Genomic DNA, 12,494 nt, shown 5'->3' on the forward strand with positions numbered 1-12,494 from the left:
ACGGTGTCACGGTGGGGCCAGGAATGGAAAATCCGTATCCGATACCGGCTTCTCATCCCCATCCACCCCGTCATTGATGCCGGTTTCCATGCCCGTGGACAGAAGCGAACGATAGATATCAACGGCATCCTGTCCGGGGCCACGCCCGCCGCAATCCCCCGCATGGTCGCCCCGTCCCGCCAGCGCCGTCAGTTCAACAGCCGCGAAATGCCGGCATTGTCCGGACCTTGCGTTGATCCATAACCGATCATCGGCCAGAAGTGCTGCCAGCCGGCCATAGCGTCCGCTCGGCCCCGCACCGCTGGTCAGCAGCGCATTGCCGCACACCCCGTCAAACCCATCATAAAGGCCCAGATTGCGGGCGATCTCCGGCGCGAAATCCGCCCATTGTCCTGGACCGGCGGCATTATACGCCTCCTTCAGGGCATTGGCCGTCTCCGCCGGGTCCAGCGTGCCCAGCAAGGCATTGCCGGTCAGCGGCCTTCCCATACGGTCGATCCGCCGCTCCGGCCCCTGCGTGGCGGCCCAGACCGACAGAAAGGCACCGCCGGCATTGACCGCCGCCACATCGATGGACAGCACGATGCTGGCCGGTGTCCAGCCTTTCAGGAAATTGGTCGCCGGCCCGCCATCCACCTGCCGCCAGCGTTCCCGGATCGCCGCCACCGTGGCCGCGTCAAAGGCAGGGCAGCGATCCCCATCCAGTGCCGCACCAGCATTCAGCGCCGCCTGCGCCACGCGATAGGCATCGCGCGTGCCCCGCACATTGTTGAAGAACGGATCATCGCGCAGACCCGCGAACATCCGAAACCGGCCATGGCGCGACATCGCCCCCGCCGTATCCCCCAATGTCGCTTGCGCCCGGTCATCGCCACCCAGCCGGCAATCGCCCTCGTCCGGCCTGGGAAAGCGGCAATAGACGCTGATCGACCGGGTGGTCTCCCCGAACCGCGAACCGCTGCCGATATGAAATTCATAGGCGACATCCGGCGCGAACCCATGCCCGACAATGGTCATGGCAAGGTTCAGCCGCTGCGCATCCGCCGACATCCAGGCATACACATCGCCGATATCGGCGCGCGGGTCGGCGATGACGGTGGGGCTGTCCAGATGATCCGCCGCCCCAGCCCCCGATGTCAGGGACAGGCAGGACAGCAGCGTGGCGAGGATTGATCGGCAACGCATCATTTCTCTGATCCTTGCTCGCCCGTCGCAAAGGACAGGCTGGCGAAACGGGTTTCAAAATCGGCCACGATCCCGTCGGGAACAGGCTTGGTCCACACAACCGACAGCAGCCAGCGACCCTGCCGGGGAAGGGTGAAGCGGGCGCGGCCCTCCGGGTCCGTCACCTGCTGATCCACCGGCTTTCCCGCCGCATTCAGGTCGCTCAGCCGGACCTGTGCGCCGGCCAACACCACCCCATCGAACAGCACCCGCACCGGCAGGGCCTGACCCGGCCGCAGCAGACCGGGATGCATCTCCGGTACGATCTCCAGGTTCAGGCCGGTGGCCCGCGTCACAATCCCGGCGCTTTCGGGATGAAGGGGGCCTGCCTGCAGGATGGATTTGGCCCGCCGGCAATAGATTTCCCGCCCCGGCCTCTCCTCCTGCCCCCTGTCGCGACGCCAGGAAATGGCGGGCGTCAGCCCTTCCTGACGCAGATACTCATTGAACCGGTCGGCAGGCAGGGCGATGGGCGCGTGGTCGGTCTCCAAGATCAGCAGATGCGTGCCCGGCTCCGTAAGGGTCAGGCGCATATCGGCACCATCCCCGCCCATGCTCAAACCCGGCAACTGATCGCGCCCCCCGCCCGGCCCGACACTGCGCAGCGTCACGATGCGCCGCGCCTGGATGGGGGAGCGTTCCCGGCTCCCATGATCACCGACCCAGATCATGGCCGACACCGCGTGCCCCGGCTCCGTCTGGAACCGCAGCGGCTCGACCCAGAAATCATGCGCCCGCACCGGCCCCGTCAGCAGCAATAACGCCACCAGCAGCCCCCGGCCCAACACAGGCAAAGCACCCCCGTTCCCCGCCATGGCGTGGTCTCTCTTCATTTGACATTGTCGAATTTGAAAGGGGCCGGCGGGGGCACCCCCGCCGGCCCGGCCCTCAGGCGATATTAATCACCCTGGGCGGAGGCGTGGGCCTCGTTCAGCTTGATGGCGCATTCATCACAGCAGACTTCGACGGTACGCCCGCCCACCGTCACCTGGATCGGCTGTTCATCCAGGTCACAGTCACAGGCGGCACAGGTCCTCTGGTTCATCATTCCCTCCAACATCGTCGATGCCGGGATGAAACCAGTTCGCGCATATCCGCGCTGTCGAAATCTTTAGCGTTTCAGGACCGACTGCCGGAATTCCGTGGGCGACCGTCCATAGGCCTGACGGAAGGCCGCCGTAAAATGGCTATGGCTGGAGAAACCCAGCTCCAGCCCCAGCGCCGTCAGATCATCACAATCCGCCATCAGGTCCAGCGCGCGGGCCAGCCGCAGCCTTGTCTGATAGCGATAAAGCGGCACCCCCTCCACCTCACGGAACATCTGCGTCAGATAGACGGGCGACCCGCCCACCTCCGCCGCGATATCGGCCAGGGTCCAGCGCCGGGACAGGTCCGCCGACAGCACCAGCTTGACCCGATCCACCAGCTTCTGCTGCCCCTGTCGCCCCTCTGCCAGATGGGCCGTGCGTGGCCCCAGCGCCCGCTGCGCCAGGGTCAGGGCCAGACTTTCCGCCTCCAGCGGTTCCGCGATCCCATGGATCAGGGAGTAACGCAGCATGGCGGTCAGCGCCTGTGCCCGTGGATCAATGCGCAGCCGGTGCCGCGTGAACCGCACCATCTCCCCATCTTGCAACAGCCCCGCCGGCGGCAGTTCCCGCAGAACCGACGGATCGATGGTCAGATACAGGCTGGCATGCCCGCCCGGCACCGGATGGCTGAACCGTACCGGCTCATCGGCATTCAGCAGCAGGACCTGATTGGGCTCCGCCACCACCCGTTCATCTGCAATATGGCATTGGAACAGCCCGCGATAGGGCAAGACCAGCGTGGCCGCCGCCATCTCCTGGTCAACCTCGCCGCCCTGTCCGTCATGCACGGCATCGGCAACCTCCACCAGTTGGGTGGTAAGCAGGCGGGTGACCTGGAACAAGGCAAGCCGGCATCCATGGGGGCAGGGGCCTACACCCTACGCCGCCCCCGCCATTTCCGGCAATCGCTTACAGATCGAACCAGACCGTCCCCGTCGGGTAATCCACGATGATCCGCCCGCTTTCCAGCAGGTCGATGCCCAGGATCATGGCCGGCTGCTGGTCCAGGTCGAAGACCTTGAACACCGGCAGGTCGCCTACGCGCAGGGAGAAATCCTGCCGCACCGTGCCGGCCAGTTCGACCGGACCCAGCACGCCGCGCTTGGCCGCGACGGGATTGTTGGTGGCCCCCTGCACCACGCCGTCGGCGGCCAGATTGTTGCGGGCCGGGTCGATGCCCGCCGCCTGGGCAAAGCGCCAGTTCACGATGCTCTTGCGCGCACCCGTATCCAGAACCGCCACGCCTGTCGCGCCGCCCACCGTCACGGGCAGATAAAGGAACCCGTTCTCCGCCTTGCGCGCCTTGATGGCTTTCGCACCGGGACGCAGCAGACGGGCAATGTCGGTGCCCGGATCACGCAGGGCGAAACGCCCGCCTGTGTAATCAATATCCACCACATAGGCGCCCATGACATCCACGCCCAGGATGCCGGCCAACGGCACACCATCGGCACGCGGCGGCAGGATCACCGTTTCAAACGGGGCCTTGGTCCGTCCATCCACCATCAGCGGCGGCATCATCGCCGTGGGCAAGTCCGCACTTCCCGTCTGCCCCTGCAGCGCGGCACTGGCGCCAAGGGTCAGTTTCAACTGATCGGCCAGACCCTGATACAGCACCGTGTCCGACGCGCCCGTATCCATCACGAACTGCACCGGCTCCGCCCCATCCAGGCTGACGGGCACCGTCGTGTGGCCGGACGCCGCCACCACCATCGGAACATCCGCACGGGCGCCGGCACAGATGCTGCCCAGGGCGGCCATAACGAACAGAAGGTGATGGCGGGTGATCATGAAACACTCCATGGAAAAGTCAGCGCTGATGATAAGGTTTTTCATCGATAGATAAATCGATTTGAGGTTTCATGTATTTCAAAGCGGGCAATTAACTGAAATATATTGCATATATGAAATCAATTACTGCGCAACCTCTGTGGTCGCACCTCCATGGCTGCATCCCCGACATGCCAGCAATGACCGCAGCGGAATGGTTCTGTGGGCACCGTCACAGCCCCTGATCCCGCACAGCGCCATAACAGTCCCATGCCAAGGGGGCGACAAGCCCCATGCCAGTGCATGCGAAGAGACACACCATGAAGACCGTCCTGCCCATCGGCGCCCTTCTGCTGGCCGCCGTCCTGTCCGTTCCTGTCCATGCCGCGCCCGCCGATGATCTGGGCCTGCGTCTTGATCGTGTCTGCGCCGCCGTGCCGGCACCGGGTCTGGATGGAAAGCCGGTGGAGCAGCAACGCATGGCTGTTGATGCCTATGCCGCCGCCATCGCGGCCTATCAGGATTGCCTGCATAAGGAACTGCGCGCGTCGCGCGACACCCTGACCCAGTCCGAACAGGCTGTGATCGCCGGCCGGCTCAGCCGCAGCGCCTATGACCTGACCGCCGCCCGCCTGGACTATGCCAGCGCTGTGCGCGCCTCGCGCGCCGCCTCGGTTCAGGTGGCCGAACGCGCACCGTAAAACAGCTTTCCCACGCCTCTCCACAGGGGGGCCATGGAAAAGGCCGGGTCCCGCGACAGGACCCGGCCTTCTTTCTTTTCAGCAGGGCGGCCCGATCAATCGGAGCCGCCCTGGCTATCCTCAACCCAGAACGCTGTCTGCGCTGACCACGGTGCCCAGATGGGCGATACCGGGATATGTCAGCTGGCCCTTGGCAACATTCAGGCCGTTGCGCAGATGCACATCGTCCTTCAGCGCCTGGACCCAACCCTTGTCGGCGAGCGCCAGCACGAACGGGGCCGTGGCATTGTTCAGCGCGAAGGTGGAGGTACGGGCAACGGCACCCGGCATGTTCGCCACGCAGTAATGGATTACGCCATCAACCACATAGGTCGGGTCGGCATGGGTGGTGGCATGGCTGGTCTCAAAGCAGCCGCCCTGATCGATGGCGACGTCGACCAGAACCGCGCCCTTCTTCATGCGCTTCACCATGTCGTGGGTCACCACCTTCGGCGCTTCCGCACCCGGCACCAGAACGGCACCGATCACCAGATCGGCTTCCAGAACGGCATGCTCAATGGTTTCGACATTGGCATAGACGGTGTTCAGGCGGCGGCCAAACTGCTGATCCAACTGACGCAGCCGGTCCAGCGACTTGTCCAGAACCGTGACATGGGCTTCCAGGCCCATGGCCATGCGGGCGGCATTGGTGCCGACCACGCCGCCGCCGATGATGGCGACCTTGGCCGGCGGCGTACCGGGCACGCCGCCCAGCAGGATGCCGATACCGCCATAGGACTTTTCCAGGCAGTGCGCGCCGGCCTGGATGGACATGCGCCCGGCGACTTCCGACATGGGTGCCAGCAGGGGCAGGCCGCCATTGCGGTCGGTCACGGTCTCATAGGCGATGCAGATGGCGCCGCTCTCCTGCAGCATCTTGGTCTGCTCGGGATCGGGCGCCAGATGCAGATAGGTGAACAGGACCTGGCCGGGACGCAGCATCTTGCATTCGACCGGCTGCGGCTCCTTCACCTTCACGACCATGTCGGCGCGGGCGAAAATCTCTTCGGCCGTGTCAACGATGGTGGCACCGGCGGCGACATACAGATCATCGGTCAGGCCGATGGCCGTACCGGCGTCCTTCTGGACGATGACCTGATGGCCATGGACCGTCAGCTGACGCACATTGCCGGGGATAAGACCGACGCGATATTCGTGATTCTTGATCTCTTTCGGAACGCCGATGAGCATGTTTCTTCTCCCTGTTCGGATGTGGGGAGAGAATACGCGCGAACCCCACCGAATGTCCTTGCAAAGACCGGGTTTCGCATGGCCCTATTTCGATGTTTCGTGCATGAATTCTGGCACTGACGGTGGATTATGCGGCCAATCGATCTTGACGCCATTGATCGTAAGATTCTGATAAAGGTGCAGGCCGATGGCCGCATCTCCGTCGCCGACCTCGCCGACCATGTCGGCCTGTCGCCGTCCGCCTGCCACCGCCGCCTGAAAAGGCTGGAGGATGAGGGCGTGATCGAAGGTTACGTGGCACTGGTCAGCCCGGCCGCATTGGGCCGTGGAACCTCCGTCTTCGTGCAGATCACGCTGGACCGGCAGCAGGATCAGGACCTGCGCGCGTTTGAAGCCAAGGTGATGGAATGCCCGGAGGTCATGGAATGCTATCTCATGGCCGGCGATGCCGATTTCATGCTGCGCGTTGTCGTCGCCGATGGCAGCGATTATGAACGCCTGCACACCCAGACCCTGACCCGGCTGCCCGGCGTGGCGCGCGTCCGGTCCAGCTTCACCCTGCGCACGGTGGCCAAACGCACCACCGTGCCAATGCGCTGAAAGAACAGCCCATGTCCATGATCCGCGTCGGCTGCGGCGCCTTCATCACCGATGATCAGGGCCGCCTGCTCCTGGTCAAACGCCGCCGCAATCCAGAGGCGGACCATTGGGGCCTGCCCGGTGGCAAGGTCGATTTCCTGGAACCCGTTCCCGACACGATCCGCCGCGAAATCGCGGAGGAGCTGGGGGTGACCATCGCGCTGACCGGTCTGCTCTGCGTCGTGGATCAGATTGATCCCAGCGGCCCCAGCCACTGGGTCAACCCCGTCCACCGCGCCCGCATCGTGGCGGGAGAACCCAGGGTAATGGAGCCGGACGCCATGGCCGACTGGGGCTGGTTCGCGCTGGACGCACTGCCGGAACCGTTGACGATCTCCACCCGCACCGCCGTGGCGGCCCATGTTGACGCCAACGGGCAGGCCTCCTGATCAGACAGAGACCTTTTACAGCCCCGCCGCCGCATCCTTGGCCGCTCGGCCCTTCTCAATGCGCCGCGCCATGAACACTGACACTTCGTACAAAAGCAGCAGCGGGATGGCCAACCCCACTTGGCTGATCACGTCGGGCGGGGTCAGGATGGCGGCGGCCACGAAGATGATGACAATGGCATAGCGCCGCTTCGACGCCAGCCCATCCGCCGTCACCAGCCCGACGCGCGCCAGCAGGGTCAGCAGCACCGGCAGCTGGAACGCCAGACCGAACGCGAAGATCAGGGCCATGATCAGCGACAGGTAATCCGCCACCCGCGTTTCCGCCTGTACCGCCAGGGTGGTCGCCGTCGCCTCCGCCTCAAAGCTGAAGAAGAATTTCAACGCCATGGGCATGATGAAGAAGTAGACCAGCGACGCGCCCAGCGTGAACAGCACCGGTGTCGCCACCAGGAACGGCAGGAACGCCTTGCGTTCATGCTTGTACAGGCCCGGTGCCACGAACTTGTAGATCTGGGTGGCAATGATGGGGAAGGCCAGCATGGCCCCGGCCCAGAAGGCCACCTTCACCTGCGTCAGGAAGAATTCCTGCGGGGCGGTGAAGATCATGCGCCGTTCCGCGGCCTTGGCGCCCAGCGCCTGCACCAGCGGATGCATCAGGAACTGATAGATATGGTCGGCCACGGCAAAGCAGGCCAGGAACGCCACGATCAGCGCGCCGCCGCTCCACATCAACCGGTTGCGCAGCTCGATCAGATGGTCGAGCAGCGGCATCTTGCCGGCGTCCAGCTCATCTTGTTGCATCGGTTCGCTCAAGGCGTCTTATCCTTGGTGGGTTCCATGGGGGCTGCCGTCGCGGCGGCAACGGCGCTGACGGCATCGGGGGCGGCGGTGCCGGTCTGCACCGGAACGGGGGCAACGGGAAGGGCGGCACTGGCCATATCGGCCACATCCTCGCCACTGGCATCGACCGTCGGCACCGGTGGCTTACCGTCCTGGGTGGCGGGTTTGGCCTGGGCCGGGCTAGTGAAATCCTCAACAGCCAGCGTCTTGCGCACGCCGCCATCGGGATCGATGCTCTTTTCCAGCTCGTCCGTCAGGTTGAAGTCGCGGGCCTTCTGAACCTGCTGGCGCAGTTCGTCCAGTTCGGCCTGACGCACCATGTCATCGACATTATTCTGGAATTCGCGGGCCATGGCACGGGCGCGGGCCACCCATTTGCCCATGGTGCTCAACGCCTTGGGCAAATCTTTCGGACCGATGACGATCAACGCCACCACCCCGATCACAAGCAGTTCGGACCAGCCGATATCAAACATAGTGTCAGGCCTTGGGGGTATCGTCGGGCTTGGCTTGGGTGGTATCGGCCTCAGCCTTGGCACCGTCCGACAGGTTGGATTTGAAGTTGCGGATACCCTGACCCAGGTCGCCCATCACCTTCGGCAGCTTCCCCGCCCCGAAAATGACCAGGACGATCACCAGGATCACCAAGATCTCCCAAACGCCCAAACCACCCATGTCTCAACTCCGCCTGCAAAGGGGCCATCGCCCCGTACCATCGGAAAGGCGCGGGATCATGGCAGAAAGGCCCCGTGGCCGCAATCGCGCCACCACTCACATCTTTTCAAATACAAAGGCCTGGCGGGGTTCCAGCGTTACGCTGACATGGCTGCCATCCTCGGGCAGGAAATGGCCCGGCGCGCGGGCATGCAGGTGGTGCGGCCGACCGTCACGGTCGTTGACGCGCAGATGCACCAGACTGGTGCGGCCCAGCAGCCGGGACGCCTCCACCCGTGCCAGATTGGGCACGCCCGTGACATCCCCGTCCGCCGCCATGGTCAGGCGCAGCGCTTCCGGCCGGATCAGCACATCGACATCCGCCCCCTCATTCAGGTGCGGCACCGTCAGACACCCGACGGGCGTATCGACCCGCCCGTGGCGCACAACGCCCGTCAACTGGTTGACCTCACCGAAGAAGCTGGCGGCGAACGCATCGACCGGCTTTGTATAGAGCGCTGTCGGCGATCCCACCTGCACCAGCCGGCCATCGCGCAGCAGGGCGATGCGGTCGGCCAGGAACATGGCCTCTTCGGGATCATGGGTGACGATCATGGTCGCCGCCCCGCTGCGCTTCAGCACATGCAGCGTCTCATCGCGCACGCTCTCGCGCAGCCTTGTATCCAGGCCGGAGAAAGGCTCATCCAGCAGCAGAACCGAAGGGCGTGGGGCCATGGCACGGGCCAGCGCCACCCGCTGCTGCTGCCCACCCGAAAGGGCATGCGGGAAGGCCTTGACGAAGCCCGCCATACCCACTTGTTCCAGCGCGGCCAGGGCGCGCTCATCCCGCTCCGATGCCGGCAGCCGGTTCAGGCCGAAACGGACATTGTCCAGCACGTTCAGATGCGGGAACAGGGCGTAATCCTGGAACACCAGCCCGATGCCGCGCCGTTCCGGCGGAAGGGACGATCCCGGCTGCGCAATGGTCTGCCCCGCGATGGCGACGCTGCCTTCCTGAATGGTCTCCAGCCCGGCGGCCAGCCGCAGCAGGGTGGATTTCCCGCATCCCGACGGTCCGACCAGACAGACAATCTCCCCTGGAGAGATCGACAGCGACACATCGCTCAACGCCTGTTTGGTGCCATAGCGGTGGCTGACCTTGTCCAGCGACAGCGAGGGCAGGGGCAGGGGGGCCATGCGGGGAGCGGCCATGTCCAGCGGCGGGAATTCCGCCTTGCGGTTCCGCCCGACCGCGTCCCGGATCATCGCCTCATTGATCGTCGTATCCATTTCCGGGCCGACGCCTTCCACCTTGTCTCACGACCCCGAAAGGGTCACGCATGCTTCATACTTAGGATGCCGGACAATCCTTTGCAAACCGTTATTAGTCGCGTATCGGACATGCGACCAAACGTACCGGCCCGTTATCCTCCCGGCCCAGCCATTGGCGAAGCGGTGCGCACCGCCCCGGAATGCAGATCGTATGGTCCCCGCCGAAATGGCTGCCCGCCAGCACCAGCTCGGGCAGGGGCGGCAAGCTGGGATGGCTGACCCACCAGCCATCGACCACTCTGGCGTCCGGCCCCGGCTCCATGCCTACGCCGCTGCCCTTGACGCGCGACACCTCAAGAACAAGACCCGGATCGGTGACCCGATATTCCTCCCGCCATTCCACCTTCTCGATGGAATGGGTCCAGGACAGGGTGAAGCGATCGGTGGGCACCGTCACGGGCGGCTGCATCCCGGCAATCAGGCACAGGGCCAGCACACCCGCCATCAGGCGGCGGCCCCCGCCATCTGCCGCCCGCGCCAGAATTGGCGGCCTAAGAACAGGGCCGCCAGCGCGAACCCCGCCTCGTCCGTCATCGGCATGGCCAGGACCAGCAGCAGCGCCGCCGCAAAGGCCCAGACCATCTCCCACACGGCCAGCTTGGTCTTGTAATGCCCGACCGTGACGATCCCCAGCAGCCCGATCCCCAGCAGCGCCTTCACCACCATGTAGGCCGTGTCCAGCCAGTCGCCCGATTGCAGCATCAGGGCCGGGTCGAACACCGCCATGAAGGGCACCAGATATCCGGCGATGCCGATGCGGGTGGCCAGCCAGGCAATCTCCATATGCCCGGCCCGCGCGATGGGCGACGCGGCCAGTGCCGCCAGCGCCACGGGCGGCGTCAGATCGGCCATGATCCCGAAATAGAAGCAGAACATATGGCTGACGATCAGCGGCACACCCAGCTGCTGCAGCGCCGGTGCCGCGATGGAGGCGGTGATGATGTAATTGGCCGTCGTGGGCAAACCCGTGCCCAGGATGATGCAGGCCACCATGGTGAGGAACAGCGCCAGCAGCAGATTGCCGCCCGACAGTTCCACAATAATCCCGGCCAGCCCCGATGCCAGACCCGTCAGCGTCAGCATGCCGATCAGAATACCGACCAGGGCACAGGCAATACCCACCGCCACCGCCGCCCGCGCCCCATCGGCCAGCGCCTCCATCAGTGCCGTCAGCAATCCGCGCCCCGACTTGATCAGGAAGCAGGGCAGGGCCAGCAGGCCGATGACCAGCATGGCCATCTGCTCCGTCCGCAGGCCCGCCTGCGTCAGGCCCCAGGCCCCCAGGCCCAGCCCGATCCAAAAAGCGACCCGCAGCGCCACCGGCCCCATCTGCGCCACCATCATCAGACCCATCATCAGCACGACCGTGCCCGCAATGCCGACAACGCCCGCGAACAGCGGCGTGCGCCCCGACAGCAGCAGGGTGACCAGCGCCACCAGCGGCAATAGCAGATGCCAGCCCCGGCGCAGCGACGGCCACAGCCTCGGACACTCGGCCTCCGGCAACCCGCGCAGGCCGGCGCGTGCGGCCTCCAGATGCGCCATCCAATAGGCGGAGACGAAATAGAGGATGGCCGGGATCGCCGCCGCCTTGCACACCTCCAGATACGAAACACCCAGCGTTTCGGCCATGATGAAGGCGGCAGCCCCCATCACCGGCGGCATGATCTGCCCGCCCATGCTGGCCGTGGCTTCCAGGGCGCCTGCGAATTTCGCGGAATAGCCGAAGCGCTTCATCATCGGAATGGTGAACTGCCCCGTGGTCAAAACATTGGCCACGCCCGACCCGTTGACCATGCCCATGAAGCCCGACGACACGACCGCCACCTTGGCCGCCCCCCCCAGCCGCCGCCCGACCAGCGCCATGGACAGATCATTGAACAGGCCGATGACCCCGGCCTTCTCCAGAAACGCCCCGAACAGGATGAACAGGAAGATAAAGGTGGAGGAAACAAAGGTCGGCGTGCCGTAAATCCCCTCGGTGGAGAAATGCAGCTGCTCAATCACCTGGTCCATCCCGTACCCGCGATGGGCCAGGATATCCGGCATATATTGGCCGAACATGGCATAGGGCACGAAGATCAGGCACAGGGCCGGCAATCCCCAGCCCATGATCCGCCGCGCGGCCTCTGCCACCAGCAGGGTATTCAGCGCCCCCACCCACAGATCCAGGTCTGTCGGCGTGCCCGACCGCAGGATCAAATCATGCTCGAACACCCAATGATAAAGGCCCATCAGGAAGGCGACCCCGCCCAGGAACCAGTCATAGGCAGGCACCTTGTCCCGCTTCATCCCATCCCGCGCGCCGATCAGCAGGAAGGCCATCAGCAGCAGAAACCCCACATGCACCGACCGCACGACAAGGCTGGACAGCGGGTTGAAGGTCGCGGTCCATAGCTGGAACAGCGCAAATGCCACGCCGATCACAAAAATGACCTTCCGATCACCCCCGCTCAGCCGCGCAATGGCCGATGTCGGATCATCCTTCTCCACCGCCCGACGGACGGCTTCTTCATCAATATCAGCGGTATGGGTCATGTGGGGGGCCTGTCTGGATTGATGTGGGGAACGCTTCCCCTTCGTCATCCCGGCGAAAGCCGGGACCCAGCGTAAGCAGCGATAGC

The 12,494-nt window shown here is 64.7% G+C and carries 15 protein-coding genes; 3 read left to right on the top strand and 12 right to left on the bottom strand.

From position 1 onward, the window contains the following. Nucleotides 1–6 precede the first annotated feature (6 nt). The 5 genes from ABC729_RS05685 to ABC729_RS05705 form a co-directional block, all read right to left on the bottom strand. Nucleotides 7–1,188: a DUF4331 family protein gene (locus ABC729_RS05685; protein WP_495606671.1), complete on the bottom strand. Its 1,182-nt coding sequence runs from the start codon at nt 1,186–1,188 to the stop codon at nt 7–9. Further along, nucleotides 1,185–2,039 carry a DUF4198 domain-containing protein gene (locus ABC729_RS05690; protein WP_495606672.1) on the bottom strand — a complete coding sequence of 285 codons (855 nt, stop codon included), beginning with the start codon at nt 2,037–2,039 and terminating at the stop codon, nt 1,185–1,187. Before ABC729_RS05690 ends, ABC729_RS05685 begins: the two co-directional genes overlap by 4 nt. 83 nt (nt 2,040–2,122) lie before the next feature. Further along, nucleotides 2,123–2,272, bottom strand: a complete 150-nt coding sequence (locus tag ABC729_RS05695; RefSeq protein ID WP_495606673.1) for a hypothetical protein — start codon at nt 2,270–2,272, stop codon at nt 2,123–2,125. 63 nt (nt 2,273–2,335) lie between these two features. Beyond that, on the bottom strand, nt 2,336–3,154 hold the full coding sequence (locus tag ABC729_RS05700) for a helix-turn-helix transcriptional regulator (protein ID WP_495606674.1): 819 nt from the start codon (nt 3,152–3,154) through the stop codon (nt 2,336–2,338). Between the two features lie 67 nt (nt 3,155–3,221). Next, nucleotides 3,222–4,103, bottom strand: a complete 882-nt coding sequence (locus tag ABC729_RS05705; protein ID WP_495606675.1) for a retroviral-like aspartic protease family protein — start codon at nt 4,101–4,103, stop codon at nt 3,222–3,224. A gap of 299 nt (nt 4,104–4,402) precedes the next feature. On the opposite strand from ABC729_RS05705, the gene ABC729_RS05710 reads away from it, so the two are divergent. Then, on the top strand, nt 4,403–4,783 hold the full coding sequence (locus tag ABC729_RS05710; protein ID WP_495606676.1) for a hypothetical protein: 381 nt from the start codon (nt 4,403–4,405) through the stop codon (nt 4,781–4,783). A 120-nt stretch (nt 4,784–4,903) separates the two neighbouring features. On the opposite strand, the gene ald is transcribed toward ABC729_RS05710, so the two are convergent. After that, complete coding sequence (gene ald, locus ABC729_RS05715; protein ID WP_495606677.1) at nt 4,904–6,013, bottom strand: alanine dehydrogenase; 1,110 nt, start codon at nt 6,011–6,013, stop codon at nt 4,904–4,906. Between the two features lie 129 nt (nt 6,014–6,142). Between ald and ABC729_RS05720 the strand changes: the two genes are divergently transcribed. Together ABC729_RS05720 and ABC729_RS05725 are read left to right on the top strand one after the other, a co-directional pair. Next, complete coding sequence (locus ABC729_RS05720; RefSeq protein ID WP_495606678.1) at nt 6,143–6,613, top strand: Lrp/AsnC family transcriptional regulator; 471 nt, start codon at nt 6,143–6,145, stop codon at nt 6,611–6,613. Between the two features lie 11 nt (nt 6,614–6,624). After that, nucleotides 6,625–7,041 (top strand): NUDIX hydrolase, encoded by a 417-nt coding sequence (locus ABC729_RS05725; RefSeq protein WP_495606679.1) that lies wholly within the window; start codon nt 6,625–6,627, stop codon nt 7,039–7,041. A gap of 15 nt (nt 7,042–7,056) precedes the next feature. Here ABC729_RS05725 and tatC read toward each other — a convergent pair whose 3' ends face one another. The 6 genes from tatC to ABC729_RS05755 form a co-directional block, all read right to left on the bottom strand. Next, nucleotides 7,057–7,857 (bottom strand): twin-arginine translocase subunit TatC, encoded by an 801-nt coding sequence (tatC, locus tag ABC729_RS05730; protein ID WP_495606680.1) that lies wholly within the window; start codon nt 7,855–7,857, stop codon nt 7,057–7,059. Beyond that, on the bottom strand, nt 7,854–8,360 hold the full coding sequence (gene tatB, locus ABC729_RS05735; protein WP_495606681.1) for a Sec-independent protein translocase protein TatB: 507 nt from the start codon (nt 8,358–8,360) through the stop codon (nt 7,854–7,856). Before tatB ends, tatC begins: the two co-directional genes overlap by 4 nt. Nucleotides 8,361–8,364: 4 nt before the next feature. Beyond that, a complete protein-coding gene (gene tatA / locus ABC729_RS05740) occupies nt 8,365–8,559 on the bottom strand; it encodes a twin-arginine translocase TatA/TatE family subunit (protein WP_495606682.1) in 195 nt (64 codons plus the stop codon). 96 nt (nt 8,560–8,655) lie between these two features. Continuing rightward, nucleotides 8,656–9,828: an ABC transporter ATP-binding protein gene (locus ABC729_RS05745; protein ID WP_495606683.1), complete on the bottom strand. Its 1,173-nt coding sequence runs from the start codon at nt 9,826–9,828 to the stop codon at nt 8,656–8,658. A gap of 94 nt (nt 9,829–9,922) precedes the next feature. Beyond that, nucleotides 9,923–10,315 (bottom strand): DUF1850 domain-containing protein, encoded by a 393-nt coding sequence (locus ABC729_RS05750; protein ID WP_495606684.1) that lies wholly within the window; start codon nt 10,313–10,315, stop codon nt 9,923–9,925. Continuing rightward, a complete protein-coding gene (locus ABC729_RS05755; protein ID WP_495606685.1) occupies nt 10,315–12,408 on the bottom strand; it encodes a TRAP transporter permease in 2,094 nt (697 codons plus the stop codon). The genes ABC729_RS05750 and ABC729_RS05755 overlap by 1 nt, the downstream gene beginning before the upstream one ends. Between the last annotated feature and the right edge of the window lie 86 nt (nt 12,409–12,494).

Source organism: Niveispirillum sp. CC-CTL257 (genome assembly GCF_059489915.1).